Source organism: Mariniluteicoccus flavus (assembly GCF_054776655.1).
The window spans coordinates 24,215-50,080 of sequence record NZ_BAAHBN010000012.1; the positions used below are offsets into that span (position 1 = coordinate 24,215).

Below are 25,866 nucleotides of genomic sequence, written 5' to 3' on the forward strand. Positions count from 1 at the left end.
TCGGGTCCGCGAGCGCCGCTCAGCCGTTCTGGCGCTTCTGGATGTTCGCCCACTCGTCGCGCAGTCCCACGGTGCGGTGGAACAGCATGGGCTCGCGCGGGTCGAGCGCGAAATAGCCGAGTCGCTCGAACTGCACGACCTCGCCCGGCGCGCAGTCGGCCAGGGCCGGCTCCACCTGGCAATCAGTGAGCAGCTCGCGCGAGTCGGGGTTGAGGTCGTCCAGCGCCTCGCCCGTCGCCTGGCCCGGCACCTCGGCGGTGAACAGGCGCTCATAGAGGGCGACCTTGGCCGGGACCGCGTGGGGCGCCGACACCCAGTGCATCGTCGACTTCACCTTGCGGCCATCGGGCGCGGTGCCGCCGCGCGAATCAAGGTCGGCGGTCGTGCGGACCTCGATGACCTCGCCGGCGTCGTTCTTGACCACGTCGGTGCACGTCACGAGATAGGCGCCGCGCAGGCGTACCTCGCGGCCGGGGGACAGGCGGAAGAACTTCGGCGGCGGCACCTCGGCGAAGTCGTCGCGCTCGATCCACAGGTCACCGGTGAACGGGACACTGCGGACGCCGTCGGCCTCGTTCTCGGGGTTGTTCGTGAGCTCGAACTGCTCGACCACGGGCGCGCCGTCGGCGTCGGTGGGCCAGTTGGTGATCGTCAGCTTCAACGGCCGCGTGACGGCCATGCGGCGCTGGGCCGTAGCGTTGAGATCCCTGCGTACATGGGATTCCAGCGCCTCGATCGCGTGGCGCGCGTTGGTGCGGGTGGTGCCGGTGTCGCGGCAGTACGCGCGGATGGCCGACGCTGGATAGCCGCGGCGGCGCAGGCCCTGCAGCGTCGGCATGCGCGGGTCGTCCCAGCCGTCGACGACACCGTCGTCGACGAGCTTCTTCAGGCGCCGCTTCGAGGTGATGGTGTGGGTGAACTCGAGGCGCGCGAACTCGCGCTGCTTGGGCTGGTCGCCCGGCAGGGGAAGCTGGTCGAGATACCAGTCATAGAGCGGGCGGTTGCTCTGGAACTCCAGCGTGCACAGAGAGTGCGTCACCCCCTCGATGGCGTCCGACTGGCCGTGGGCCCAGTCGTAGGTCGGATAGATGCACCACGCGTCGCCGGTGCGGTGGTGGTGGGTGTGGCGGATGCGATACATCACGGGGTCGCGCAGCTGCATGTTCTCGTGCTGCATGTCGATGCGGGCGCGCAGCACCATCGAGCCGTCGGGGAACTCGCCGTCCTTCATGCGTCGCAGGAGGTCGAGGCTCTCCTCGGCCGGACGGTCGCGGAACGGCGACTCGATGCCGGGCTTGCCGTAGCCGCCGCGCTGCGCCGAGATGGTGTCGGGGTCCTGCTCGTCGACGTACGCCCTGCCCTCGCGCACGAGGAGCTCGGCCCAGGCGTACAGCTGGTCGAAGTAGTCCGAGGCGTGCAGCACGCGCGCCGGGGTGTAGCCGAGCCACGCGATGTCGGCGAGGATCGAGTCGGCGTACTCGGACTCCTCGGTGTCGGGGTTGGTGTCGTCGAGGCGCAGGTTGCAGATGCCGTCGAAGTCCTCGGCGATGCCGAAGTTGACCGTGATCGCCTTCGCGTGGCCGATGTGGAGATAGCCGTTGGGCTCGGGTGGGAACCGCGTCTGCACGCGACCGCCATAGGTTCCCTGCTCGTTGTCCTGGCGGACGGCGGTGCGGATGAAGTCCTCGGGGGCGGCGGGCGACTCGTCGATCATGCGCGCCAAAGTATCAGCCCACGCGGGTGTCGGCGTCCTCGTGGACGGGCTCGGCGTCCGACCGGCGCGACGGCGCGAATCGCCACCAGCACAGGGCGATCAGGGCGCCCAGGGGAACCGAGACCACGGGCGACGGCATTCCCTGCAACGCCCCCGACACGAGGAAGAGCAGCACGCCGGCGCAGGCGAGGCGCTCGCTGCGGCGGGTGAGGCCGGCGAGGGCGAGCAGGGGGCCGCCCCACAGCGGATACCACGGCTGGACCGCGGACCCCAGCAGTCCGAACGCCAGCAGGATTCCCGCGGTCGTGAGCACCGGGCGGTCGAGGGCGAACCGGCGGAGCACCCAGGCGATGCAGGCGACCATGAGGATCGTGCTGACGATGGTGAGCGACGCGTCGATGACGCCGGGGGAGACGTTGCGGACGCGCGCGGCCTGGGCCAGCCAGCTCAGCGGCGTCTGGTTGATCACGAGGCTGGGGGAGCCGGCGCCGTCGCCGAGCCAGCCGAAGCCCAGACCACTGAGAAGCGACAGGACGGCGAACACCGCGCCGCCGATGGCGCCGCCCAGCACGAGCCGTCCCGCGATCGCGGCCCACCGGACGGGTCGACGGCGGAGCTCGTCGGGCAGGGAGATCAACACGACGCCGATCCCCGCGAGAACCGCCGGCTGCTTGAACATCGCGGCGACCCCGACCATGACGGCGCCCGCGATCAGTCCGTGGCGCCGGGCGGCCCACAGGGCGAGCATGACCAGGCCGATCATCATCGTGTCGTTGTGGGCGCCGCCGATGAGTTGGACGACGACCAGCGGGTTGAGCACGGTGCCCCACAGCGCCAGGCGCGTCGAGACCTTGAGTTGGCGCGCAAGCAACACCGTGGCAACGGCCATGATGGCGAGCCCCAGCAGCGCGATCGCGCGCATGGCGACGACCGACCACCAGGGGTGGGCGCCGGTGAGCCGGACCACGCCCTCCTGCAGCAGCAGGGCATAGGGCGGATAGACCGCAGTCGTCGGGCGCCACATGAAATAGACGCCCTCGGCGAAGGGCCCGCGCACGCCCATGGGCACCTCGTACGGGTCGCGACCTGTCGCCAGCAGCCAGCCCTGGGCCGCGTACGCGTAGGGGTCGGCGGTCATCACCGGCGGGGCCAGGAGCAGCGGGATGCACCACAGGGCGAGGATCCCGAGGACGGGCGTGCGCAGCCCCGCGCGCGCACCGGGGTCGGTGCCGGGGCGAAGCGCCAGCCAGGCGGCGAACAGGGCCAGCGAGCCGACCAGGGCGCCCAGGTGGGCGGCGCCGACCCAGCCGCCGTGACGAAGCCACGGCAGCACGGCCTCGACCATGCGGAGGGGGCCACGGGGCAGGTGGCTGCTCGCGAGGGCATCGAGTGCGACCAGCGACGTCCCGACCGAGCCGATCAACGTCCAGAGGATCGTCCGTGGGGGCCAGGCTGCGCGCATGGCCGTCATCCTAGGGTGTTCAGCCCTCCGCGCCGCTGTGGCGCAGGACCTCCGAGAGGCGATCGGCGGCGGCCATGACGGCGCGCGCGTGCAGGCGACCGGGCTGGCGCGACAGGCGCTCGATGGGTCCCGACACCGACAGGGCGGCGATGACCTTGCCGGAGGGGGAGCGGACCGGGGCCGACACCGACGCCACCCCGGCCTCGCGCTCGCCGACCGACTGGGCCCACCCGCGGCGACGCACCGAGGCCAGGGCGACGGCGGAATAGCGCGATCCGCGGAGCCCGCGCTGCATGCGGTCGGGCTCCTCCCAGGCGAGCAGCACCTGGGCGGCGGAGCCGGCGGACATGGTCAGCTGCGAGCCGACGGGCACGGTGTCGCGGAGGCCGGACATGCGCTCGGCGGCGGCGACGCAGATGCGCATGTCGCCCTGGCGTCGGAACAGCTGGGCCGACTCGCCCGTGATGTCGCGCAGGCGGGCGAGGACGGGGCCGGCGGTGGCGAGCAGCCGGTCCTCACCGGCGGCCGAGGCGAGCTCGGCCAGGCGCGGTCCGAGGACGAAGCGGCCCTGCAGGTCGCGGCCGACGAGGCGGTGGTGTTCCAGCGCCACGGCCAGTCGGTGCGCCGTGGGGCGGGCGAGCCCGGTGGCGGTCACCAGACCGGCCAGGGTGGTCGGGCCGGTCTCCAGGGCGCTGAGCACGAGCGCCGCCTTGTCGAGTACGCCGACTCCGCTAGAGTTGTCCATGTACTGATATTGCCGTCTCGGATAGTGGTATGGCAAGTACTTTTCCGATCGAATGCGGCGTACAGCGATTCCAAGAGTAGGGAGATCCACATGCGAACGAGTGATGGGCGGCCGGTTTCCGGTCCGACGACGCTCGCCGAGAAGCTCTGGCGCGACCACGTGGTCCGCCCCGGCGTCGACGGCGCGCCGGATCTCCTCTACATCGACCTCCACCTCGTCCACGAGGTCACCAGCCCGCAGGCCTTCGACGGCCTGCGCCAGGCCGGGCGTCCCGTGCGGCGCCCCGACCTCACCGTCGCCACGGAGGACCACAACACGCCGACCCTCGACATCGGGAAGCCGATCGCCGACCCCGTGTCGCGGACGCAGGTGGAGACACTGCGTCGCAACGCGGCCGAGTTCGGCGTACGCCTGCACAGCCTGGGTGACGCCGACCAGGGGATCGTGCACATCATCGGCCCGCAGCTCGGGCTGACCCAGCCCGGCATGACGGTGGTGTGCGGTGACTCGCACACCGCGACGCACGGCGCGTTCGGGGCCATCGCCTTCGGCATCGGGACGTCGGAGGTCGAGCACGTCCTCGCGACCCAGACACTCCCGCAGGCGCGCCCGAAGACCATGGCCGTCGAGGTCCGCGGGGACCTGCCCGAGGGTGTCACGGCCAAAGACCTGATCCTCGCCCTCATCGCGCAGGTCGGCACCGGCGGCGGACAGGGCTACATCGTCGAATATCGCGGTCCAGCGATCGAGGCGATGTCGATGGAGGGGCGCATGACCCTGTGCAACATGAGCATCGAGTGGGGTGCCAAGGCGGGGATGGTCGCCCCGGACGAGACGACGTTCGCCTACTTGGAGGGCCGGCCGCACGCCCCCTCCGGGCAGGACGGGGACGACGCGGTGGCCTATTGGCGCACCCTGCGTACGGACGACGGCGCCGCATTCGACGCGGTGGTGGAGATCGACGCCACCGCCCTGTCGCCCTTCGTGACCTGGGGCACCAACCCCGGACAGGGCGTGCTGCTCGACGACGTCGTCCCCGACCCGACCTCGTTCGCCGACCCCGACGAGCGCAGCGCGGCCGAGCGGGCGCTCACCTACATGGGGCTCACGGCCGGGCAGCGGATGCGCGACATCGCTGTGGACACGGTCTTTCTGGGCTCCTGCACCAACGGGCGCATCGAGGACCTCCGACTGGCGGCGTCGGTCATCCGCGGGCGCAAGCTGGCCGACGGCCTGCGCATGCTCGTGGTTCCGGGATCGGCGCGCGTACGCCTGCAGGCGGAGGCCGAAGGGCTCGACCGCGTGTTCCTCGATGCGGGAGCCGAGTGGCGCGCCGCGGGTTGCTCCATGTGCCTGGGCATGAATCCCGACCAGCTGGCACCGGGCGAGCGCTGTGCCGCGACCTCCAACCGCAACTTCGAGGGGCGCCAGGGCAAGGGCGGGCGTACGCACCTCGTCTCGCCCGCCGTCGCCGCCGCGACGGCCGTCGTCGGCCGACTCAGCGCGCCGGGCCAGCTCGACGACGCCGCCGACCACCAGCTCGTCTCCGAAGGGGTCTGATCATGGGGAAGTTCACCAGTCACACGGGAACGGCGATCCCCATGCGCCGCAGCAACGTCGACACCGACCAGATCATCCCCGCGGTCTATCTCAAGCGGGTCACGCGCACCGGGTTCGAGGACGGCCTGTTCGCCGCGTGGCGCGGCGACCCCGACTTCGAACTCAACCGACCTGAACACCAGGGCGCCACCATCCTCGTGCCCGGCCCCGACTTCGGCACGGGATCCTCACGCGAGCACGCGGTGTGGGCCCTCCAGAACTACGGCTTCACGGTCGTCATCGGCTCGCGCTTCGGCGACATCTTCCGCAGCAACGCGGGGAAGTCGGGGCTCCTGCTGGCGACGCTCGAACAAGAGGACATCGAGCGCCTGTGGGCACGCCTCGAGGCCGACCCCGCGCTGGCCGTGACGGTGGACCTCGTCGAACGGCGCATCACCGCCGGTGATCTCGTGCTGGCGTTCACGATCGACGACCACACCCGCTGGCGTCTCATGGAAGGGCTCGACGACATCGGCCTGACCCTGCGCGACGAGCGGGCCATCTCCGATTTCGAGGAGAAGCGTCCGGCGTTCAAGCCGAAGACCTTGCCTGCAAGGACTTTCGCCGACTGACGCCCGCCTCGATCAGCGAGGTCCGAGGCCGTCACCGCCGGCGCACGGAGACGAGAATTCTTGCGACACGGCGAATCCGCAGGCATCAGATGTTTGTGCCTGGCCCCGCAAGTCCCTAGCGTGGGTCCCGTACCCGCGCTCTGCGGGTGCCCCAACGCCCCGACAGGGCTTGGATTTGGCATGTTTCGGCTCGTCGTCGAAACGGTTCGAAAGAGGGAACTGTGAACAAGGCTGAACTGATCGAGTCGCTGTCGGTGCATTTCGATGGCAACAAGGCGGAGGCAGGCCGCGCGCTCAACGCCGTGGTCGAGACCATCGTCCATGAGACCGCGCGCGACGGAAAGGTGTCGATCACCGGCTTCGGTGTCTTCGAGAAGGTCAATCGCCCCGCGCGCATGGTCCGCAACCCCCGCACGGGCGAGCGGAAGCGCGCGAAGGCGACCAGCATCCCCCGCTTCCGCGCCGGAACCGACCTGAAGGCCTTCGTCTCGGGTGAGAAGAAGGTCCCGAAGGCCAAGCCCGCCAAGGCTTCCGGAACGACGAGCACGTCCACGCGCTCCGCCGCCGCGAAGCCCGCGACGCGCGCCGCCGCCACGAAGACGGCCGCCGCGAAGTCCACGACGAACAAGACCGCGGCCAAGGCGCCGGCGCGTTCGACGGCGAAGACCGCCGCCAGGACGACGGCCACCCGCACCGCGAAGGCCGCGTCGACCCCGGCCAAGGCGACCACCACGCGCGCTGCGGCCACCAAGAAGGCCACCCCGGCCAAGGCCGCCTCGGCCCGCACCGCGGCCAAGACCGCGCCGGCCACCCGGACGACCACCAAGAAGGCGGCGGCCAAGGCCACCCCGGCCAAGGCCTCGGCGGCCAAGGCCACCTCGGCGAGGACGAGCGCCGCTCGGACCACGGCGGCCAAGACGACGACCGCGACGCGATCGACGGCCAAGAAGGCGGCCACGGCGAAGGCTCCTGCGCGCAGGACGGCGAAGAAGGCCTGAGACGCGACTCAGCCTGAACCCCCCACCAGACAGCGACGCCCGGTCAACCGCATGGTCGACCGGGCGTCGCTGTGCAGTCACACCCAGGCGAGCCTGATGGAGTCGCGGGCGCGCGCCAGGTGCACGCGTTGGGTGGGATGCAGCCCGGTGAGTTCCGGAGACATTGCGCGTCGGGGGATCTGCCGGCGGACCCCGTCGGCGCACACCACCGACCACCCGTCGGGCTCGGAGGCCGCGATGACACCCGTGTCGAGGATGACGGGACGGTCCCCGTCCCACAGTGTGGAGGTGGCCGGACCGAGCCCCAGCTCGGCCGCGGCGGCGAGGTCGCCGAGGCGGTCGACGTCGAGGCGGGCGCGCGGTGCGTCGAGGGCGAGCGCGGTCGCACCGGACTGAGCGTGGCGTTGCGCCGATCCGTGCTCGAACAGGGGATCCAGGGGCACGTCGTGTGCGACGAGCAGCGTCGTCCCGAGGCCGGTGTGGTCAGCCACGAACGCCCGCCCCGGACCCTCGGCAGCGGCGTCCAGCACGGCGCCCACATCGCTGGCCGTCAGCGCCGGCAGGTCGGCGACCGCAGCCATCACCCGGCGTACGCCGGACTCCTCCAGCGCCGCCGCCCCCGCCGCGTACGCCCCGTTCAGCCCGTTGCCGGGGTCGGCGACGACCGATACCCCGCGGCGCGCCAGTGGTCCCTTCAGCCCGGGCACGGGCGTGACCACGATCGTCGTGTCGACGACCGCCGTCAGGGCGGCGCAGGTGTCGAGGAGCATGGCGAGTGCCAGCCGCTCGCGCAGGGCGGGGGCGGTGTCGTCGAGCCGCGATTTGGCGAGGTCGAGGCGCTTGAGGGCCACGACCGCGCCCGTGGGGATGCCAACCATGGGAGGGATGCTGCCACAAGGACCACGGTGCGGTGGCCGGCGTCCGTCCACCACGTTCCCGAGCGCCCGTGGTGTCGCTAGGGTTGGCGAGCCCGCGACCACAGGAGGAGCCAGCATGAGCGAGATTGCCCAGCGCAGGTTGAAAGACGTCAACCATGAGGTCGTCGAGCCCGTGCTCATGACGACCGTCGTGATCCTCACCCGCATGCTGCGCGTGGTGACGCGCCTCGACTGGCGTCACATGGAACGCGTGCCCCAGACCGGCGGGGTCGTCTTCGTGGTGAACCACATCTCGAACTTCGACCCGCTGGCCTATGGCCACTACATCTCGTACGCGGGCCGGTGGCCCCGATTCCTCGCCAAGGAACAGATCTTCAAGGTCCCGGCCCTCGGGTGGGTCGCGACGAACGCCGGCCAGATCATGGTCAAGCGGGGCGGACCCGATGCCTTCAAGGCGGTCGAGGCGGCCGTGGAGGCCGTCCGTGCGGGCAAGAGCGTCTCGATCTATCCGGAGGGCACCATCACGGCCGATCCCGACGGGTGGCCAATGACACCGAAGTCGGGCGCGGCCCGCATCGCCCTCGAGGCCGACGTTCCCGTGATCCCCGTCGGACAGTGGGGCGCCAACGAGGTGCTCCCCGGCAAGAAGCTGACGTGGCCCCGCCTGTTCCCCCGCAAGACCATGCGGCTCATCACCGGGGAGCCGGTCCAGCTCGACGACCTGCGCGGAAAGCCCTTGAGCGGCGAGGTCCTGGCCGAGGCCAGCGAGCGGATCATGGACGCCATCACCGCGCTCGTGAGCGAGTTGCGCGACGAACAGCCCCCCGCCACGCGGTGGAACATCAGGCTCGGGAGACGCGAGGACCCGCAGGGGACGCGCGACCTGCCCGACTCGCGCGACGGGTCCTGACATGGCGGATTCCTTCGGGGGCGGGGAATCCGGCGGGCGGCGTGGAACACGCCGCATCGCCGTCATGGGCGCGGGGGCCTGGGGAACCGCCTTCGCCATGGTGCTCGCCGATGCCGGCAACGACGTGCGTCTGTTGGCGCGGCGACAGGAGCTCGCGTACGAGATCACCACGCAGCGCCGCAACACGCGCTATCTCGGCGATGTCGAGCTGCCCACCGGCATTCGGGCGACCGCCTCGTGGGAGACCGCCCTGGACGGCGCCGACGCCGTGGTGCTCGCCGTGCCGTCGCAGCAGCTCCGGTCGAACCTGGAGCAGTGGACGTTGCCCACCGGCGTCGATGTCGTCAGCCTGGCCAAAGGCATCGAGGTCGACACGCTCAAGCTGATGACCGAGGTCATCGCCGACCAGGGGGTGTCTCCCGACCGCATCATCGCGGTCTCCGGGCCCAACCTGGCGGCGGAGATCGCCGAGCGCCAGCCGGCGGCCGCGGTCGTCGCGTGTGTCGACCACGACCGGGCCGTCGCCTTCCAGCGCGCCTGCAGGACCACGACTTTCCGGCCCTACACCAACACCGACGTCATCGGGTGTGAGATCGGCGGGGCCACGAAGAACGCCATCGCGCTGGCCGTCGGATTCGGCATCGGGCTCGGCTTCGGGGCCAACGCGGTGGCCTCGGTCATCACGCGGGGCCTCGCCGAGACCACGCGTCTCGGCGAGGCGCTGGGTGCCGACCCCCACACGTTCGCCGGCCTGGCCGGACTGGGTGACCTGGTCGCCACCTGCTCGTCACCGCTGTCGAGGAACCGTTCCTTCGGGGAGATGATCGGTCGCGGCGCCACGGTCGAGGAGGCGACGGAGGCCTCCCGAGGTGTGGCGGAGGGAGTGCGCTCCTCGGTGTCGATCGAGCAGCTGGCGGCCCGCCACGGCGTCGAGATGCCCATCGTGCACCGCGTCGTGCAGGTGCTGGCCGGCGAGATGACGTCGGAGGCGGCCTTCCAGACCCTGATGGCTCGGGTGAGCAAGCCCGAGCGCGTCGGCCTGTAGGGTCACGTCCATGAACGGCACCCCCCACGCGCCCGACCGTACGCCGGCCCCCGCGCCCGCCGGCGAGCCGAGCTCGGGTCGTCCCACGGTGGCCCTCGTGTTCGGTGGTGATTCCAGCGAGCACGGGGTTTCCTGCCTCACCGCGGCGAGCGTCGCCCGCGCGATCGACCCGGAACGCTACGACGTCGTCGGCATCGGCATCACCCGCGACGGGCGCTGGGTCCAGGTGCCGGCCGAGGAGGTGCGAGCGCTGCAGGTCGTGGGCCGCGACCTGCCGACCGTCCCGTCCGATCGGGGCGAGGCGGTGCTCCTGCGCCACGCCGACGGGGCCGAGGTCGCCACGGTCGACGGCGACCGGCTGGTCGACCGCCGCGTGGTCAACGTCGCGTTCGCCCTGCTCCACGGCACGTTCGGCGAGGACGGGACGGTCCAGGGACTGTTCGAGATGATGGGTGTCCGCTATGTCGGCTCGGGCGTGATGGCGTCGGCGACCGGCATGGACAAGCACGTCATGAAGATGGTGCTGGCCGCGTCCGGCCTCCCGGTGGGCCCCTACGTCGTGGTTCTGCCCCACGAGTGGGTCTCCGACCCGGCCGCGTGCCTCGACGCCGTCTCGGCACTGGAGTTCCCGGTGTTCGTGAAGCCCGCCCGTGGCGGGTCGTCGATGGGCATCAGCCGCGTCACCGAGCCGGCTGGGGTCGAAGCGGCGATCGAGGAGGCCCGGCGCTTCGATCCGAAGGTGATCGTCGAGCAGGGGTTCACCGACATCCGCGAGGTCGAGTGCGGCGTGCTGCAGGACCCCGACGGAGGAGCGCCCCGGGTCTCCAGCGTGGCCGAGATCGTCATGCACACCGAGGATCGCTTCTACGACTTCGACGCCAAATACCTCCCCGAGGGGCAGGTCACGATCGACCTCCCGGCCGACCTCCCCGAGGAGGTCGCCGACGAGGTGCGACGGGTGGGGGCGAAGGCCTTCACGGCCATGGGATGTGAGGGCCTGGCTCGCGTCGACTGTTTCGTGGGCGCCCAGAACTGCGTGTGGGTGAACGAGATCAACACCATGCCTGGCTTCACCGCGACCTCGATGTTCCCCGAGGTGTGGAAGCACGCGGGGGTGGCGTACGCCGACCTCATCGACCACCTGGTGGGCCTCGCGCTCACGCGACCCCTCGGCCTGCGCTGATCGGGGTCTGAAACCCTTCACAGGCAGGGTTTCAGCACCTTGTCGTGGGCGGAGATCGCCCCCGCCACGTCGACCAGCGCGTTGGCCTCGGGCGCGTACTTCGACGGGACGCCGAGCTGCACGGCCGCCTCGCGGCCGATGGTGGTGAACAGCCAGCCGCCCTGGCCCTCCTCGGCGAACCAGCCGACGCCGTTGACCTCGAAGCAGCGCGTGTCGCGCGCCATGTCGGGCGGCACCTCCACCCCGCACGTGAGGGTGATCGGGGGATCGCCCCACGCCGCAGTGAGCGCCCCGGGGCGCACTTGGCGGCGGTCCTGCCCCAGCACCGTCGTGGGCAGGTGGCCCATCATGCGCGCGCACACGGCCGCCACGGCGGCCGGGGGAGTGGGATCGGCGACGTCCACGGGCCCCGTGCAGGCGGTCAGCAGGGCACCGACCGCGGCGTACGCGATCGGGCGGAGCATGCGACGGGGGTCGTTCAGATGTTCACGACCGGGCAGGTGACCGTGCGGGTGATGCCGGGCACGGACTGGACGCGGGCAACCACGAGCTGGCCGAGTTCGTCGACCGTCTCGGACTCCGCGCGCACGATGACGTCGTAGGGGCCGGTCACGTCTTCCGCGAGGGTCACACCGGAGATCTCGCGGATCGCGGTGGCGACCTCGGCGGCCTTGCCGACATTGGTCTGGACGAGGATGTAGGCCTGCACGGTGCTCATGGATGCTCCTTCGCGTGACGTCGTACGGTGGCGTCGCAGTCACGCTACCGTGTCGGAGTCAACCGCGACAGGAGGTCCGCCTTTGTCTTCCTCATCAGGGTCTTCCCCACGACGCGCCCCGGAACCCGGGAGCCTCGCCGAGGCCGGCGAGTTCGGGCTCATCGCCCAGATCACCGAGGACCTGCCCCTCGGTGACGCCGTGGTCCTCGGGCCCGGCGACGACGCCGCCGTGGTGTCGTTGACGGGCGACCTGGTGGTGTCGACCGACACCATGGTGGAGGGGGTCCATTTCCGGCGCGACTGGTCGCTGGCCCCCGAGGTCGGCTCCAAGGCGGTCGCGGCAGCGGTCGCCGACATCGAGGCCATGGGCGCGACGCCGGTCGCCATGGTCGTCTCGCTGGCCGCACCCGACGACCTCCCCGCCTCGTGGCTGCGGCAGTGCGGCCAGGGCATGCGCCTCGAGGCCGCCCGGTCAGGCACGAGCCTCGTCGGCGGCGACCTCACGCGCGCGCCGCAGGTCGTCATCACCGTCACCGTGCACGGAGACGCGGCGGGCCGCCGGCTCGTGACGCGAGCGGGGGCGCGGCCGGGCCAGGTCGTGGCGTTGTGCGGACGCGTCGGCTGGGCCGCGGCCGGGCTGCGCGTGCTGGGGAAGGGGTTCCGGTCCCCCCGCGCCGTCGTCGAGGCGCAGAAGGTTCCCCAGGTGCCCTATGGCGAGGGCCGGCGCGCCGCCGAGGCCGGCGCCACCGCGATGGTCGACGTGAGCGACGGACTGCTGGCCGACCTCGGCCACGTCGCCGTCGCGTCCGGGGTCGAGATCGACCTCGACTCCAGCGCTTTCGGCGTGCCCGATCCCATCGCCGCGGTCGCCGCGGCCACCGGGGCGGACCCGTTGGCCCTGATGTTGGGCGGGGGAGAGGACCACGCACTCGCGGCGACCTTCGACCACGACGCGGTGCCGGAGGGCTGGACCGTGATCGGCACCGTGACCCGGCGCAGTGACGAGCCCGAGGTGCTGGTCGACCGGGCGACCTGGGAGGGCGACCGCGGCCACGACCACTTCCGGCGCTGAGCGCTCGCGAGTCCGACAGCCAGGCAACGGAACGATAACGACTCCGGTGCCGCAGGACCGATCGGCGTGGCCGGTTGGGATCTCGGCGGTGGTGGCCTAGCCTCGCAGCATGGCGAGCCGCGCGTCTTCCCCAGCGCGGACCCGGAGCCAGACCTCAGCGTCCGGCTCCGGTTCGCGTTCGTCCGGAAGCAAGAAGACCCAGTCCACCCGTCCGCAGAACCGAGGCGGGGGGTCGAGTGCTGCCCGGAAGGCACCCCCGACCAGGCGTACGCCGGCCAAGGGGGCGACGCGCGTCGAGCGCCACCCCGGCTTCCTCGAGGTGATCGGCAAGGGCCTCGTGGCGGCCTACCGGGGCCTCGCGCTCGGGGCCGGCACCGCCGCCCGATCGGTCGGCACCGGCGCCCGTGACCTCGATCCCGCGCTCCGTCGCGACGGCATCGGCCTGTTCCTCCTGGCCTGCGGCATCGTGCTCGGCGCCACCTTCTGGTTCTCCATGCCCGACCCCGTCGGCGCGCTGATTCGCCACGGGGTCACCACCGTCATCGGCAGCCTGGCCATCGCGTCGCCGCTGCTGTTCGGCTGGATGGCCTGGCGTACGTTGCGCCACCCCGACCACAACGGTGCCGCCGGCCGCCAGATCGTCGGCTGGCTGAGCTTCTCGCTCGGCCTCCTCGGGCTGGTCCACATCGCCCACGGCCTGCCGCGTCCGGAGGACCCGGCAGCAGTGCGCGCGGCCGGCGGGATGCTCGGGTTCGTCTCCTCCAGCCTCCTGGCCGACCTGTTGACGGTCTATGTGACGGTGCCGCTGTTGGTGCTCCTGGCGTTCTTCGGCGTGCTCGTCATCATCGGGATCCCGCTCTACGAGCTCGTCGACCGTGGCCAGGCCGCCCTCGACGAACGGCGCGAGCGGGTCGCCGAGCGTCGCGCTGCCGCCCTGGAATATGGCGTCGACGAGGCGTACGACACCCCGCTGGTCGCCGACCCCGAGGAGGTCGCGGAGGAACCAGAGCCCGAACCCGAGCCCCGACCGAAGCCGCGGGCCCGAGCGAAGCCCGCCCATCGCGACAGCCTGCCGTCGGAGCGTGTCGACGACGTGTTCGACGTCGACGCCGTCGGTCTCACCGGCGACGCGCCGACGCGCACCGGCTCGACCGCCGCCCCCCCCGACTACGAGGACCTCGACGTCGACGCCGGCAGGAAGGTCACGGCCGGTCTGCCGCCGGAGATCGCCGAACCGCCCGCGGTCGAGGCGCCGAACCCCGGCCCGATGCCGCAGCGCGTCGAGCAGCTCCAGCTGTCGGGCGACGTGCAATACATGCTTCCCGATTCCGAGGCGCTCAAGCCCGGCAGCGTTCCCAAGGCCCGCACCGCGGCGTCCGACGCCGTCGTCCGCTCACTGTCGGAGGTGCTCGAGCAGTTCAACGTCGACGCCCAGGTCGCGGGCTACACCCGCGGCCCCACGGTCACGCGCTATGAGGTCGAGCTCGGCCAGGCCGTGAAGGTCGAGTCCGTCCTGCGCCTCAGCAAGAACATCGCGTACGCGGTCGCCTCGGAGGACGTGCGCATCCTGTCGCCGATCCCCGGCAAGTCGGCCATCGGCATCGAGATCCCGAACAAGGACAAGGAGATCGTCTCGCTGGGCGACGTCCTGCGCTCCGGCAAGGCGCGCAACAACCACCACCCGATGGTGGCGGGTCTCGGCAAGGACGTCGAGGGTGGCTACGTCGTCGCGAACATGGCGAAGATGCCCCACATCCTCGTCGCCGGCGCCACCGGCTCCGGCAAGTCGTCGTTCATCAACTCGCTGATCACCTCGATCATGATGCGCGCCACGCCCGACGAGGTACGCATGCTCCTGGTCGACCCCAAGCGGGTGGAGCTGACGGCCTACGAGGGCATTCCCCACCTCGTCACGCCCATCATCACCAACCCGAAGAAGGCCGCCGAGGCCCTCGACTGGGTCTGCCGCGAGATGGACATGCGCTACGACGACCTCGCGGCCAACGGCTTCCGCCACGTGGACGACTTCAACAAGGCCGTACGCGCGGGCGAGGTCAAACTGCCGGAGGGATCGGAACGGGTGCTCGCGCCCTACCCCTACCTCCTCGTCGTCGTCGACGAGCTCGCCGACCTCATGCTGTGCGCGCCGCGCGACGTCGAGAACTCGATCGTCCGCATCACCCAGCTGGCGCGCGCCGCCGGCATCCACCTGGTCCTGGCGACCCAGCGCCCGTCGGTCGACGTCGTCACCGGCCTGATCAAGGCCAACGTGCCGTCGCGCCTCGCGTTCGCGACGTCGTCGATGACCGACTCGCGCACGATCCTCGACCAGCCCGGAGCCGAGAAGCTCGTCGGCCAGGGCGACGGACTGTTCCTGCCGTCGGGGGCCTCGCGCCCGCAGCGCATCCAGGGCGCCTGGGTGTCGGAGTCCGAGGTCCGCAAGGTCGTCGACCACGTCAAGGGCCAGCTCGAGGTCAGTTATCGCGAAGACGTGTCGGCCGGCCCGGCCGAGAGCAAGAAGGTCGCCGAGGACATCGGTGACGACCTCGAGCTCGTGCTCGAGGCCGTCCAACTCGTGGTCAACCTGAACCTCGGCTCGACATCGATGCTGCAGCGCAAGCTGCGCGTGGGCTTCGCGAAGGCCGGCCGGCTCATGGACATCCTCGAGACGCGCGGGATCGTCGGCCCGTCGGAGGGCTCCAAGCCGCGTGAGGTCCTCGTCAAGCCCGACGAGCTCGACGACGTGCTGGCCAACCTTCAGGGCTGAGACCGGGTCACGGATCCGCGACCGCGGTCCCGGGGGAGCGTTCGCCCCGGTGACCGTGGTCTGACCTCCTTGGCTGCTGCTCCTGTCGATCGCGCCACGCTCGCCTGACGGATCGCGCCGCAGGGGCGTGAGGCGTCATACTGGTGGTGATATGAGCCAGCACCTGAACGTCCACCTGACCACCCTCGGCTGCGCGCGCAACGAGGTCGACTCCGAAGAACTCGCGGCCCGCTTGGAGGCCGGGGGCTTCCGGCTCGTCGACGAGGCCGAGGACGCCGACGCCGTGATGGTCAACACCTGCGGTTTCATCGAAGCGGCCAAGATGGACTCGATCGAGACACTGATGGCCGCCTCCGACCTCAAGGAGACCGGGCGCGCGCAGGCCGTCGTCGCCGTGGGCTGCATGGCCGAGCGCTACGGCAGCGAGCTTGCCGACTCCCTGACCGAGACCGATGCGGTGCTCGGCTTCGACGACTACGCCGACATCGCCGGGCGCCTGCGCGCGATCATGGCCGGCGAGAAGCACCAGGCCCACGTGCCGCGCGACCGGCGTACGCTCCTGCCGCTGTCGCCCGTCGACCGGCAGGCCTCGACGGCGGCGGTGCCGGGTCACGGCGTACGCATGCCCTCGGCCGAGGAACGGGCCCAGCCCGACTACAGCGACCTGGGTGACCAGGCGGGGGAGGCGTACGGGGCGCGCGTGCTGCGCCGCCGGCTCGATCGCGGGGCGATGGCGCCGCTGAAACTCGCCTCAGGCTGTGACCGCCGCTGCGCCTTCTGCGCCATCCCCGCGTTCCGGGGGGCGTACGTGTCGCGACGCCCCGAGGAGGTCGTGGCCGAGGCGCGCTGGCTCGTGGAGCAGGGCGTCCGCGAGCTGTTCCTCGTCAGCGAGAACTCGTCGTCGTACGGCAAGGACCTCGGCGACCTGAGGAGCCTCGAGCGGCTCATCGGTGACCTGTCCGCGATCGACGGACTCGAGTGGATCCGCGTGTCCTACCTCCAGCCGGCCGAGACGCGACCCGATCTGGTGAAGGCGATGTGCGCGACAGACAAGGTCGTCCCCTATTTCGACCTGTCGTTCCAGCACGCGTCGAACGCCGTCCTGCGCCGCATGCGGCGGTTCGGCGATCCCGACTCCTTCCTCGCGCTGATCGACTCGGTGCGCTCTCTCGCGCCCACCGCCGGCATCCGGTCGAACGTGATCATGGGCTTCCCTGGCGAGACCGAGGCCGACGTGGAGATCGTCCACGACTTCCTCGGCGCCGCACGCCTCGACGCGATCGGGGTGTTCGGCTATTCCGACGAGGACGGCACCGAGGCCGCGCGCCTGCCCGGCAAACTCGACGACGACGAGATCGAGGCTCGCCGGGCGGCGACGGCCGACCTCGCCACGGAGTTGGTCGACCAGCGGGCCGAGGAACGCATCGGGGAGCGCGTCCGCGTGCTCGTCGAGACCGTGGGGTCTGCCGACGGGGCGGCCGCGGACGGCGAGATCTGGGGCCGCGCCGCCCACCAGGGTCCCGAGGTCGATGGGCAGTGCCTCCTGACGGGGGCCCCTGTCTCGGTCCGACCCGGTATGTTCGTTGATGCCGACGTCATCGGCAATGACGGAGTGGACCTGCGCGTGGAGGTGCGATGAGTGAGACGGCGACCGGGCGTGTGTCGCAGGTCAACGTGCCGAACGTCCTCACCGGCCTGCGGCTTCTCGTGGTGCCCGTCTTCGCCTGGATGCTGCTGAGCCATCCGCAGGACCCGACCTGGCGATATGCGACGACGATCGTGTTCGTCCTGGCGATCCTCACCGACCTCGTCGACGGGTGGTGGGCGCGCCGGTTCAACATGGTGACCAACTTCGGCAAGATCGCCGACCCCATCGCCGACAAGGCGCTGACCGGCATGGCGTTCGTCGGTCTCAGCGTGCTCGGCGAGCTCTCGTGGTGGGTCACCGGCGTGATCCTGCTGCGCGAATGGGGCATCACCGTGATGCGCTTCTTCCTGCTGCGCCGCGGCATCGTGCTCGCCGCCAGTCGCGGCGGCAAGCTCAAGACCGTCACCCAGGCCGTCGCCCTCGGCCTCTATCTGCTGCCCCTGGTGCCGTACGCGTGGGGCGAGCCGATCTCGACCGCCGTCCTGCCGGAGATCGGGTCATGGATCGTCATGGCGATCGCGGTCATCGTCACGGTGGTCACCGGGATCGACTACGTCCGCGGCGCGTTCGACGACCACGAGGACTGAGCCGTGGCCATCGCCCAGGAGGTCGTGCGGGCGTACGCCTCGGCGGGGCTCACCGTCGCGACGGCGGAGTCGCTGACGGGCGGCCTGCTGGGGGCGACGATCACCGCGGTTCCCGGCGCCTCGGCGGTCTATCGGGGCGGCCTCATCGTGTATGCGACCGACGCCAAGGCCACGGTCGGAGGCCTGGACGCGGTCGGCCTGGGCGAGCACGGGGCCGTCTCGGCCTGGACGGTCGAAGGCCTCGCGCGGTCGGTGGCGGAACGTTTCGGGTCTGATGTGGGGGTCGCACTGAGCGGGGTCGCGGGCCCCGACGCTCAGGAGGGATGGCCCGCCGGCACGGTGTGGCTGGGCTGGGCGTACGCCGGCACGAGCGGCAGCACGCTGCTGCGGCTCGACGGCGACCGGGCCGCGATCCGGACCGCGGCGGTCGAAGCCGCACTGGGACGGCTGCTGGCCGCGGCGCCGGCCTGAGGCTTCACCGGCGGTCGTGCGCGGGAATATGAGCGACACGCGAATCCTTGAGTGGAAAGGACTCCCGCCGTGCGACCCCGCCCGGTAGAGTCGAGCCCATGAAGGAGGTGCGAGGCCGATGCTGATGCGCGAGATCGTCGGAGAGACGCTGCGCGAGGAGCGTGCCGCCCAGGGACGAACCCTGCGCGAGGTGTCGTCGCTCGCCCGTGTGAGCCTGGGCTACCTGTCCGAGGTGGAGCGCGGCCAGAAAGAGGCCTCCAGCGAGTTGCTCGCCGCCATCTGCGGGTCCCTCGACCTACCGCTGTCCACGCTCCTGATGGTCGTCAGCGAGAAACTGACGGGGGCCGAGCAGGCCGCACCGGTGCGCGCCGCGGCCTGAGTCACGGCCCCACGTTCTCCGAGCGAAGCCGTCTGCGGCCGAGTCGAGGAGAGTCACCGCCTCAGCCGCATGCCCTGGGGCGTCATCGCGAATCCCGCCGCCTCCAGCCCCACCTTCGCCGGCGCATGCTCGAACACGTGGGCCCCGTCGACCTTCTCGACGGTCACGCCGGTCGTGAGCCCCCCACGCACCGCGTCGCCCAGCGCTGTCAGGGCCGCGGCCAGATCGCCCTCCTCGCCGTGGAACGTCAGCAGCGTGCGCGCGCCCCGCTCCACATAACAGGCCAACCGGCCGTCCACCAGGACGACGAGCGCGCCCGGCTTGCGGCCGGGCCGGTGGTTGGTCGAGCCCGCGGGCCACTCCAGGGCCGCGCCGTAGGCGTTCGCCGGGTCGGTCGCCGCCAGCACCACCGCGCCCGTCGGGCCCTGGTCGCGGAGGCGGTCGACCGTCGCCGAGGCCGCGAACTGGGCCGCTCCCAGCCCGTCGACGAAATAGCCCCGCAGGCACTGGCCGCTCTCCTCGAGCTTCGACAGGCCCCGATAGGCCGGCGAGAACGAGCTGTCGGGCTGCTCGGTCAGCACGCTGCCGCGGGTCAGCACGCCATAGCGGTCGAGCTGCACCAACAGCCGCTCGGCCTCGTCGCGCGCCGTGGCCCCCGTCGTCGCCGACCAGCGGCCTCCCGTCGCCGGGGCCGAGGGCGGGCGTACGCCCCGCCGCGTCGACCGCAGCATGCCGGAACGCGAGCGGGGACGCGGCGTGCGGGGGGCCTTCAACGCCCCGTCGGCCGCCAGGGCGCGCACCGGCGCGAACGTGTCGGCGCGGACGCGGCCCGACCACACCAGGGCCCAGAGCCCGCGCATCCACTCGTCGCGCGAGAGTTCGGGGAGCCCATCGCCGCGGGTGAGGTCGTCGAACCACCACCCGCCTCCGGACTCGAGGCGCTCCCACAGGCTCTGGGCCGCGGGCGACTCGGGCAGGTCGCGGTGGACCGGCGCGACCCAGTCACGCGGCCACAGGCACACCCAGCCGTCCTGGGTGCCGATCGCCCCGTCGCCGGTCCACACGACCTCGCCGGCGGCCAGCAGCTCGTCGAGCAGCGCGGGGGCGTAGTCGCGGACGCGCGCGGGGAGGACCACCTGCTCGACCATGCTGGCGGGGAGCGCGACGCCCGCCAGGGCCTCGACCGCCGTGAGGACCCCGTCGAGGCCGCGGCCGTCGCCGCCGACGCCCTGCCACGCGGGGAGGAATCGGGCGTACGCGCTCTGGTCGACGGGCTCGACCGCGGCGCGCAGCCGGGCGAGCGTGCGGCGCTTGATCAGGGCGAGCACGCGGTGGTGGCAGAACTGGTGGTCGCGACCCTCGCCCACGAAGTGGCCGCGCACGAGCGTGCCCTCGTCGGCCAGCCGCTGGCACGCGGACGTGACGACCGCGGTGCCGAGACCATAACGGCTCGCCACGGCCGCCGGCACGAACGGCCCGTGGGTGCGGGCCCAGCGCAGCACGAGGTCGGCGATGGGGTCACCGTCGACCACCTCGACGCCGAACCCGGGTGGGGCCGGCACGCCGAGTCCGTCGTGGAGACGCGGGAGGTCGTCGACGGTGGCGACCATCGGGGTCGCGTTGATGCGGACCTCGACCAGACGCCGCTCGGCCACCAGCGCGGCGGTGGACTTCGCGACATCGCCGTCGAATCGCGCGCCGAGCTCTGCGGGAGTGAACGGGCCGGCCGTGCGGACGAGGTCGAACAACTGCTCGGTGGTCGACGCGAGGCGGCCGGTGGCCAGCGACTGGAGCTCCGACTCGACCTCGGCGACCACCTCGGGGTCGAGCCCGAGGTCGAGGGCATCGGTGCCGAGCAGCTCGGCCAGCAGCCCGGGGTCGAGGCTCAGCGCGGCGGCCCGCTTCTCGGCGAGCGGGGCGTCGCCCTCATACATGAACTCGCCGACATAGCCGAAGAGCAGCGACCGCGCGAAGGGGGACGCCTCGCGGGTCTCGACCTCGACGACCGTCACCTCACGCGAGGCGATGCGCCGCTGCACGGCGATCAGCTCGGGCAGGTCGAACACGTCGTGCAGGCACTCGCGCATGGTCTCGAGCACGATGGGGAAGTCGGGGTAGCGCGCGGCGACCGCCAACAGTTGGGCGGCGCGCATGCGCTGCTGCCACAGGGGCGAGCGGGACCGGGGGTCGCGGCGAGGGAGGAGCAGCGCGCGGGCGGCCGCCTCGCGGAAGCGGCTGGCGAACAGGGCCGACCCGCCCACCTCGTCGATGACCAGCCGCTCCAGTTCGTCGGGGTCGATCACGACCAGGTCGGCGCCCGGGGGATCGGCGTCGGTGTCGGGGACGCGGATCACGAGTCCGTCGTTGGTGGCCGAGGCGTGGACCTCGCGTCCGTCGTCACGAGCGCGGCGCTCGATCGCCAGTGCCCACGCCGACAGCACGGGCGTGCCGAGCGCCGAGTGGAGGCAGAGCCGCCAGTCCCCGAGCTCGTCGCGGAAGCGCTCGAGCACCAGCGCGCGGTCGGTCGGGAGTTGGCCCGTGGCGCTCACCTGCTCGTCGAGGTAGGCGAGCAGGTTGGTCGCGGCCCGATCATCGAGTCCCGCGCCCTCCAGACGGGGCCGCGCGCCGCCGCGGTCTGCGGCGATCTCGCGCAGGAAGGCGCCGTGGGCCACCCCCAACTCGGCGGGCCGGCCCGGGGAGTCCCCGGTCCAGAACGGCAGGCGCCCCGGAGCCCCCGGGGCGGGGGACACCTGCACCTGGTCGTGGGTGATGGCCTCGATGCGCCACGAGGAGGTGCCGAGGGTGAAGACGTCGCCCACGCGCGACTCGTAGACCATCTCCTCGTCGAGCTCGCCGACCCGGCGCGCGGACCCCTCGCCGACGAGGAACACGCCGAACAGGCCGCGGTCGGGAATGGTGCCGCCCGAGGTCGTGGCCAGCCGCTGGGCACCGGGGCGCCCGCGCAGCACGCCGGCCTCCCGGTCCCACACCAGACGCGGGCGCAGCTCGGCGAAGTCCTCGCTCGGATAGCGGCCGGCCAGCATGTCCAGCACGCCCTCGAACGCGCTGCGGGGCAGGGTCGTGAAGTGCGCGGAGCGCCGCACCAGCGCGAAGAGGTCGTCCACGCCGATGTCGTCGAGCGCCGTGATGGCGACCACCTGCTGGGCGAGGACGTCGAGCGGGTTGGCCAGGTCACGCACCTGCTCGATGCGGCCCTCGCGCATGAGTTCGACGACAAGCGCCGACTCGACGAGGTCCCCGCGGTGGTCGGGGAAGAACACGCCCGCCGAGACCGCCCCGACCTGGTGGCCGGCGCGGCCGACCCGCTGGAGCCCGCTCGCGACCGAGGGGGGCGCGGCGACCTGGATGACCACGTCGACCGCGCCCATGTCGATGCCGAGCTCGAGGCTGGACGTGGCGACGACGCACGGCAGTCGTCCGGCCTTGAGGTCGGCCTCGACGTGGGCGCGCTGCTCCTTCGACACCGAGCCGTGGTGGGCCCGGGCGACCACGGGCGCCACCGTGTCGTCGACACCGTGAGACGTTCCCGACTGGGCCATCACCTGCGCCGGTGGGGCGACGTCGTCGGACACCTCGAGCCCGAGTCGCTCGGCATGGAGTTCGTTGAGGTGGGCGGTCAGCCGCTCCGCCAACCGCCGTGAGTTGGCGAAGACGATGGTCGAGCGGTGGGACTCCACGATGTCGAGGATGCGCTCCTCGACGTGGGGCCAGATGGAGCGATCGCGGGGGTCGGTCGGTGCTTCGGGACCCCCGCCCACGGGGCTGCCGGAACCCTCCCGCGGCGTCCGGCTCGCGGCGGGATCGGCCATGTCGTCGACGGGCACGACCACCCGAAGGTCCCACCGCTTCACAGCAGGCGGGGCCACGATCGTCACGGGCTCGGTCGGGTGCAGGAACGATGCCACGCGCTCGGGCGGGCGTACTGTCGCGGACAGGCCGATGCGCTGGATCGGGTGGTCGACCTGGGCGGCCAGCCGCTCGAGGGTGAGCGCGAGATGGGCGCCGCGCTTGGTCGCGGCCAGCACGTGGATCTCGTCGAGGATGATCGTGTCGACCTGGCGCAGGGACTCGCGGGCCTGGGAGGTCACCATCAGGAACAGCGACTCCGGCGTCGTGATGAGGATGTCCGGCGGCTTCGTCACCAGCCGCCGACGGTCGGCCGCGGAGGTGTCACCGGAGCGTACGCCGACCCGGATCTCGGGCGCGTCGGCGCCGAGGCGGGCGGCGGCGTTGGCGATGCCGCGCAGGGGCGCGGTGAGGTTGCGCTCGACGTCGACGGCCAGGGCCTTGAGGGGCGACACGTAGAGGACGCGGGGGCCCGCCGCCTCGGGTCGCGGGGTGTGGGCCAGCCGATCGAGTGCCGCCAGGAAGGCGGCCAGGGTCTTGCCGGAGCCGGTGGGGGCGATGACCAGCGCGTGGCGCCCCGCGGCGATCGCCGCCCAGGCGTCGGCCTGGGCGGGGGTCGGCCCGGCGAACGACGCCCGGAACCACGCCTGGGTGGCCTCGCCGAAATGGGCCAGCGGATCGGTCATGCGCCCCATTGTGGCGGGCGCGTCCGACAATCTCGACCAAGGCCGGGTCGAGGGGCCCGACGTGCCGGTTCGGCCGCCCGCGCGAGGGTGAACACCCCACGTCACGGGACCGGGACGGTAGGATCTCCGGCACTGCTGGGCAACGATGCCGGGGCGGAGGGGATCATGGCGCGCGAGAACAGGGCGCAGGGCGGCGCGGCCGACGACGGACGCGCACGCGGCGAGGGCCAGCTCGTCGACGAACAGCAGTTGATCGAGCGGGCACTGGCCCGCGTCCGTGCGGAGGCGGGCCTGTCGGTCACCTTCATCGGCGTGGTGAGCCGCGAACAGGACCGGCTCCACCTCAATGCCTTCGCCGGGGATGTCCAGGGCGCGCTGCGCGGGCTGTCGGTCGGGTTCGGGACCGGCATCGGCGGCAAGGCCGCCTCGCTGCGCCGCCCCATGGCCGTGGAGAACTACGTGGGTGCCGAGCGCATCAGTCACCACTACGACCACGTGATCCGCGCCGAGCGGCTCCAGTCCGTCCTGGCCGTCCCGATCGTGGTCGGACGGCGGGTCCGCGCCGTCCTCTATGGCGCCACGCGCGAATCAGCCAGTCTGGGCGAGCGTACGCTCCGCCTGGCGGCCGAAGGGGCGCGCGAACTCGAACAGCAGCTCGCCGTGAACGCCGCCCTGACCGCCCAGGTCGCCCACGCCCGCGACATCGTCCTGGGGGCGGGCCCGGTGCCCGTCGGTGACCACCGGGGAGCCGAGTGGGAGGCCGTCCGGGAGGCCTTCGCCCGCCTCCGGGTCGTGGCCGCGACGTGCGACGACCCGGTGTTGCGCGCCGAGTTGGTCGACCTGGCGGGGACGCTGTCTGACGGCGGCCAGCCACCGCCCGCCGACCTCCGCCTCACCGCCCGTGAGGTGGACGTGCTCTCGTGCATCGCGCAGGGCCAGTCGAACGCCGAGGTCGCCGCCCGGCTGGCCCTCAGCGCGGAGACGGTGAAGAGCTACCTCCGCTCGTCGATGCGCCGGTTGGGGGCGTCATCGCGCTGGGAGGCCGTGGTCGCCGCCCGCCGCGCGGGCCTGTTGCCCTGAGCCGCCGGCGCGCGCGAGGCGTCCCTTCCGCGGTGGCCTAGACTGCCCGCGTGACCGAGACCGAGTTGTGGCGCCGCCTGCGCACCCACCTGGGCGAGGCGTACGCCGGCGTCTGGGCGGAGCAGGTCACGCTCGCCGACCTCGCGACCCGGACGGTGGTCGAAGCCCTCGCCGACGGCGTTCCGGCGAAGGCGGTGTGGCGCGCGGTGCGGGTGCAATTGGAGCTCCCGGCCTCCGAGCGCTGAACGTTCGCGCGACACGCCGCGGGCGAAGGTGCGACTTCGAACACGTGTTCGGTAAGTTATCCACTGTCGGGAACGACCTCGAAGCTCTGTCCACAGGCGGGGGTCGCTCGTGAACAATTGTCAGAGCCCGTCCCTAATGTCGGGGGCACCAGTCGACACACCCCCTCAGCGGGACCCAGAAAGGAAGCCACCATGGCTGTTGCAGATCGCGAGAAGGCCCTCGAAACCGCCCTGTCCCAGATCGAGAAGCAACACGGCAAGGGCTCGATCATGCGGCTCGGCGAAGACACGCGTGCCCCCATCGAGACGATCCCCACCGGCTCCATCGCGCTCGATGTCGCGCTCGGCATCGGCGGGCTGCCGCGCGGCCGCGTGGTCGAGATCTATGGCCCCGAGTCCAGCGGCAAGACGACGGTCGCGCTCCACGCGATCGCCAGCGCCCAGGCCCAGGGCGGCATCTGCGCGTTCATCGACGCCGAGCACGCCCTCGACCCCGAATACGCCCAGAAGCTCGGCGTCGACACCGATGCGCTGCTGGTGAGCCAGCCCGACAACGGCGAGCAGGCGCTCGAGATCGCCGACATGCTCGTCCGCTCGGGCGCCCTCCACCTGATCGTCATCGACTCGGTTGCGGCGCTGACGCCCCGCGCCGAGATCGAGGGCGAGATGGGTGACTCCCACGTGGGCCTGCAGGCCCGCCTGATGTCGCAGGCGCTGCGCAAGATGACCGGCGCGCTGAGCGGCGCCGGCACCACGGCGATCTTCATCAACCAGCTGCGCGAGAAGATCGGCGTCATGTTCGGCTCGCCCGAGACCACGACCGGTGGCCGCGCGCTGAAGTTCTATTCGTCGGTCCGCCTCGACGTGCGTCGCATCGAGACGCTGAAGGACGGCACCGACATGGTCGGCAACCGCACGCGCGTGAAGGTCGTGAAGAACAAGGTGGCGCCGCCGTTCAAGCAGGCCGAGTTCGACATCCTCTACGGCCAGGGGATCTCCCGCGAGGGTTCGCTGATCGACATGGGGGTGGAGCACGGCATCATCCGTAAGGCAGGGGCGTGGTTCACCTACGAGGCCGACCAGCTGGGTCAGGGCAAGGAGAACGCCCGCACCTACCTGAAGTCCAATCCCGACGTCGCCAACGAGATCGAGAAGAAGATCAAGGAGAAGCTCGGCATAGGCCCGCAGCTCGACGTGCCCGCCGGGGTCGATCCGGTCACCGGCGAGGTCGACTTCTGAT

At 71.8% G+C, this 25,866-nt stretch carries 22 protein-coding genes; 15 read left to right on the top strand and 7 right to left on the bottom strand.

Annotated elements, in window-relative coordinates; genetic code table 11:
* Window positions 1-19: 19 nt before the first annotated feature.
* From ACYVAG_RS15270 to ACYVAG_RS15280, 3 genes are read right to left on the bottom strand one after another with little or no spacing between them, the layout of a single operon-like run.
* Window positions 20-1,714 (bottom strand): glutamine--tRNA ligase/YqeY domain fusion protein, encoded by a 1,695-nt coding sequence (locus ACYVAG_RS15270; protein WP_460771057.1) that lies wholly within the window; start codon window positions 1,712-1,714, stop codon window positions 20-22.
* 13 nt (window positions 1,715-1,727) lie between these two features.
* A complete protein-coding gene (gene mptB / locus ACYVAG_RS15275; protein ID WP_460771058.1) occupies window positions 1,728-3,176 on the bottom strand; it encodes a polyprenol phosphomannose-dependent alpha 1,6 mannosyltransferase MptB in 1,449 nt (482 codons plus the stop codon).
* A gap of 19 nt (window positions 3,177-3,195) precedes the next feature.
* The gene (locus tag ACYVAG_RS15280) at window positions 3,196-3,921 is read right to left on the bottom strand and encodes an IclR family transcriptional regulator (RefSeq protein WP_460771059.1); all 726 of its coding nucleotides are present in this window, start codon (window positions 3,919-3,921) and stop codon (window positions 3,196-3,198) included.
* A gap of 90 nt (window positions 3,922-4,011) precedes the next feature.
* Here ACYVAG_RS15280 and leuC point away from each other — a divergent pair, with 90 nt between their 5' ends.
* The 3 genes from leuC to ACYVAG_RS15295 all read left to right on the top strand — a co-directional run bounded on the left by leuC (window position 4,012) and on the right by ACYVAG_RS15295 (window position 7,090).
* Window positions 4,012-5,481 carry a 3-isopropylmalate dehydratase large subunit gene (leuC, locus tag ACYVAG_RS15285; protein WP_460771061.1) on the top strand — a complete coding sequence of 490 codons (1,470 nt, stop codon included), beginning with the start codon at window positions 4,012-4,014 and terminating at the stop codon, window positions 5,479-5,481.
* Window positions 5,482-5,483: 2 nt separating this feature from the next.
* On the top strand, window positions 5,484-6,092 hold the full coding sequence (gene leuD / locus ACYVAG_RS15290; protein ID WP_460771062.1) for a 3-isopropylmalate dehydratase small subunit: 609 nt from the start codon (window positions 5,484-5,486) through the stop codon (window positions 6,090-6,092).
* 221 nt (window positions 6,093-6,313) lie between these two features.
* Window positions 6,314-7,090: an HU family DNA-binding protein gene (locus ACYVAG_RS15295; RefSeq protein ID WP_460771064.1), complete on the top strand. Its 777-nt coding sequence runs from the start codon at window positions 6,314-6,316 to the stop codon at window positions 7,088-7,090.
* A gap of 77 nt (window positions 7,091-7,167) precedes the next feature.
* On the opposite strand, the gene cofC is transcribed toward ACYVAG_RS15295, so the two are convergent.
* On the bottom strand, window positions 7,168-7,968 hold the full coding sequence (gene cofC / locus ACYVAG_RS15300) for a 2-phospho-L-lactate guanylyltransferase (RefSeq protein ID WP_460771065.1): 801 nt from the start codon (window positions 7,966-7,968) through the stop codon (window positions 7,168-7,170).
* 115 nt (window positions 7,969-8,083) lie between these two features.
* Here cofC and ACYVAG_RS15305 point away from each other — a divergent pair, with 115 nt between their 5' ends.
* From ACYVAG_RS15305 to ACYVAG_RS15315, 3 genes are read left to right on the top strand one after another with little or no spacing between them, the layout of a single operon-like run.
* The gene (locus ACYVAG_RS15305; protein ID WP_460771067.1) at window positions 8,084-8,878 is read left to right on the top strand and encodes a lysophospholipid acyltransferase family protein; all 795 of its coding nucleotides are present in this window, start codon (window positions 8,084-8,086) and stop codon (window positions 8,876-8,878) included.
* A 1-nt stretch (window position 8,879) separates the two neighbouring features.
* The gene (locus ACYVAG_RS15310; protein WP_460771069.1) at window positions 8,880-9,923 is read left to right on the top strand and encodes an NAD(P)H-dependent glycerol-3-phosphate dehydrogenase; all 1,044 of its coding nucleotides are present in this window, start codon (window positions 8,880-8,882) and stop codon (window positions 9,921-9,923) included.
* A gap of 10 nt (window positions 9,924-9,933) precedes the next feature.
* Window positions 9,934-11,106 (top strand): D-alanine--D-alanine ligase family protein, encoded by a 1,173-nt coding sequence (locus ACYVAG_RS15315; RefSeq protein WP_460771070.1) that lies wholly within the window; start codon window positions 9,934-9,936, stop codon window positions 11,104-11,106.
* A gap of 17 nt (window positions 11,107-11,123) precedes the next feature.
* On the opposite strand, the gene ACYVAG_RS15320 is transcribed toward ACYVAG_RS15315, so the two are convergent.
* The gene (locus tag ACYVAG_RS15320; RefSeq protein ID WP_460771072.1) at window positions 11,124-11,570 is read right to left on the bottom strand and encodes a DUF3515 domain-containing protein; all 447 of its coding nucleotides are present in this window, start codon (window positions 11,568-11,570) and stop codon (window positions 11,124-11,126) included.
* A 14-nt stretch (window positions 11,571-11,584) separates the two neighbouring features.
* Window positions 11,585-11,824, bottom strand: coding sequence for an Lrp/AsnC family transcriptional regulator (locus tag ACYVAG_RS15325; RefSeq protein WP_460771074.1), 240 nt, complete (start codon window positions 11,822-11,824; stop codon window positions 11,585-11,587).
* Between the two features lie 82 nt (window positions 11,825-11,906).
* Between ACYVAG_RS15325 and ACYVAG_RS15330 the strand changes: the two genes are divergently transcribed.
* The 6 genes from ACYVAG_RS15330 (at window position 11,907) to ACYVAG_RS15355 (ending at window position 18,748) form a co-directional block, all read left to right on the top strand.
* Window positions 11,907-12,896, top strand: coding sequence for a thiamine-phosphate kinase (locus tag ACYVAG_RS15330; protein ID WP_460771075.1), 990 nt, complete (start codon window positions 11,907-11,909; stop codon window positions 12,894-12,896).
* A gap of 109 nt (window positions 12,897-13,005) precedes the next feature.
* Window positions 13,006-15,663 (top strand): FtsK/SpoIIIE family DNA translocase, encoded by a 2,658-nt coding sequence (locus tag ACYVAG_RS15335; RefSeq protein ID WP_460771077.1) that lies wholly within the window; start codon window positions 13,006-13,008, stop codon window positions 15,661-15,663.
* 163 nt (window positions 15,664-15,826) lie between these two features.
* On the top strand, window positions 15,827-17,302 hold the full coding sequence (gene rimO / locus ACYVAG_RS15340; RefSeq protein WP_460771151.1) for a 30S ribosomal protein S12 methylthiotransferase RimO: 1,476 nt from the start codon (window positions 15,827-15,829) through the stop codon (window positions 17,300-17,302).
* The gene (pgsA, locus tag ACYVAG_RS15345; protein WP_460771079.1) at window positions 17,299-17,898 is read left to right on the top strand and encodes a CDP-diacylglycerol--glycerol-3-phosphate 3-phosphatidyltransferase; all 600 of its coding nucleotides are present in this window, start codon (window positions 17,299-17,301) and stop codon (window positions 17,896-17,898) included. The genes rimO and pgsA overlap by 4 nt, the downstream gene beginning before the upstream one ends.
* 3 nt (window positions 17,899-17,901) lie before the next feature.
* Window positions 17,902-18,369 carry a CinA family protein gene (locus ACYVAG_RS15350; RefSeq protein ID WP_460771081.1) on the top strand — a complete coding sequence of 156 codons (468 nt, stop codon included), beginning with the start codon at window positions 17,902-17,904 and terminating at the stop codon, window positions 18,367-18,369.
* A 118-nt stretch (window positions 18,370-18,487) separates the two neighbouring features.
* A complete protein-coding gene (locus ACYVAG_RS15355; protein WP_460771083.1) occupies window positions 18,488-18,748 on the top strand; it encodes a helix-turn-helix domain-containing protein in 261 nt (86 codons plus the stop codon).
* Window positions 18,749-18,801: 53 nt separating this feature from the next.
* Here the strand turns inward: ACYVAG_RS15355 and ACYVAG_RS15360 are convergent, their stop codons facing one another.
* Window positions 18,802-23,310 (bottom strand): ATP-dependent helicase, encoded by a 4,509-nt coding sequence (locus ACYVAG_RS15360; RefSeq protein ID WP_460771085.1) that lies wholly within the window; start codon window positions 23,308-23,310, stop codon window positions 18,802-18,804.
* Window positions 23,311-23,466: 156 nt separating this feature from the next.
* Here ACYVAG_RS15360 and ACYVAG_RS15365 point away from each other — a divergent pair, with 156 nt between their 5' ends.
* The 3 genes from ACYVAG_RS15365 (at window position 23,467) to recA (ending at window position 25,865) form a co-directional block, all read left to right on the top strand.
* Entirely contained in the window at window positions 23,467-24,381 is a 915-nt protein-coding gene (locus ACYVAG_RS15365; RefSeq protein ID WP_460771087.1) for a helix-turn-helix transcriptional regulator, read from the top strand.
* A 50-nt stretch (window positions 24,382-24,431) separates the two neighbouring features.
* Entirely contained in the window at window positions 24,432-24,626 is a 195-nt protein-coding gene (locus ACYVAG_RS15370; RefSeq protein ID WP_460771089.1) for a DUF3046 domain-containing protein, read from the top strand.
* Window positions 24,627-24,818: 192 nt separating this feature from the next.
* Window positions 24,819-25,865 (top strand): recombinase RecA, encoded by a 1,047-nt coding sequence (gene recA / locus ACYVAG_RS15375; protein WP_460771091.1) that lies wholly within the window; start codon window positions 24,819-24,821, stop codon window positions 25,863-25,865.
* Window position 25,866 lies beyond the last annotated feature (1 nt).

Excerpts from the sequence above, each read along its gene's own strand:
- ACYVAG_RS15310 (WP_460771069.1), top strand. The coding sequence starts at position 8,880 with ATGGCGGATTCCTTCGGGGGCGGGGAATCCGGCGGGCGGCGTGGAACA.
- ACYVAG_RS15305 (WP_460771067.1), top strand. The coding sequence starts at position 8,084 with ATGAGCGAGATTGCCCAGCGCAGGTTGAAAGACGTCAACCATGAGGTC.
- ACYVAG_RS15270 (WP_460771057.1), bottom strand. The coding sequence starts at position 1,714 with ATGATCGACGAGTCGCCCGCCGCCCCCGAGGACTTCATCCGCACCGCC.
- leuD (WP_460771062.1), top strand. The coding sequence starts at position 5,484 with ATGGGGAAGTTCACCAGTCACACGGGAACGGCGATCCCCATGCGCCGC.
- ACYVAG_RS15315 (WP_460771070.1), top strand. The coding sequence starts at position 9,934 with ATGAACGGCACCCCCCACGCGCCCGACCGTACGCCGGCCCCCGCGCCC.
- ACYVAG_RS15360 (WP_460771085.1), bottom strand. The coding sequence starts at position 23,310 with ATGGGGCGCATGACCGATCCGCTGGCCCATTTCGGCGAGGCCACCCAG.
- ACYVAG_RS15280 (WP_460771059.1), bottom strand. The coding sequence starts at position 3,921 with ATGGACAACTCTAGCGGAGTCGGCGTACTCGACAAGGCGGCGCTCGTG.
- cofC (WP_460771065.1), bottom strand. The coding sequence starts at position 7,968 with ATGGTTGGCATCCCCACGGGCGCGGTCGTGGCCCTCAAGCGCCTCGAC.
- ACYVAG_RS15335 (WP_460771077.1), top strand. The coding sequence starts at position 13,006 with ATGGCGAGCCGCGCGTCTTCCCCAGCGCGGACCCGGAGCCAGACCTCA.
- pgsA (WP_460771079.1), top strand. The coding sequence starts at position 17,299 with ATGAGTGAGACGGCGACCGGGCGTGTGTCGCAGGTCAACGTGCCGAAC.
- ACYVAG_RS15355 (WP_460771083.1), top strand. The coding sequence starts at position 18,488 with ATGCTGATGCGCGAGATCGTCGGAGAGACGCTGCGCGAGGAGCGTGCC.
- mptB (WP_460771058.1), bottom strand. The coding sequence starts at position 3,176 with ATGCGCGCAGCCTGGCCCCCACGGACGATCCTCTGGACGTTGATCGGC.
- leuC (WP_460771061.1), top strand. The coding sequence starts at position 4,012 with ATGCGAACGAGTGATGGGCGGCCGGTTTCCGGTCCGACGACGCTCGCC.
- recA (WP_460771091.1), top strand. The coding sequence starts at position 24,819 with ATGGCTGTTGCAGATCGCGAGAAGGCCCTCGAAACCGCCCTGTCCCAG.
- ACYVAG_RS15325 (WP_460771074.1), bottom strand. The coding sequence starts at position 11,824 with ATGAGCACCGTGCAGGCCTACATCCTCGTCCAGACCAATGTCGGCAAG.
- ACYVAG_RS15365 (WP_460771087.1), top strand. The coding sequence starts at position 23,467 with ATGGCGCGCGAGAACAGGGCGCAGGGCGGCGCGGCCGACGACGGACGC.
- ACYVAG_RS15320 (WP_460771072.1), bottom strand. The coding sequence starts at position 11,570 with ATGCTCCGCCCGATCGCGTACGCCGCGGTCGGTGCCCTGCTGACCGCC.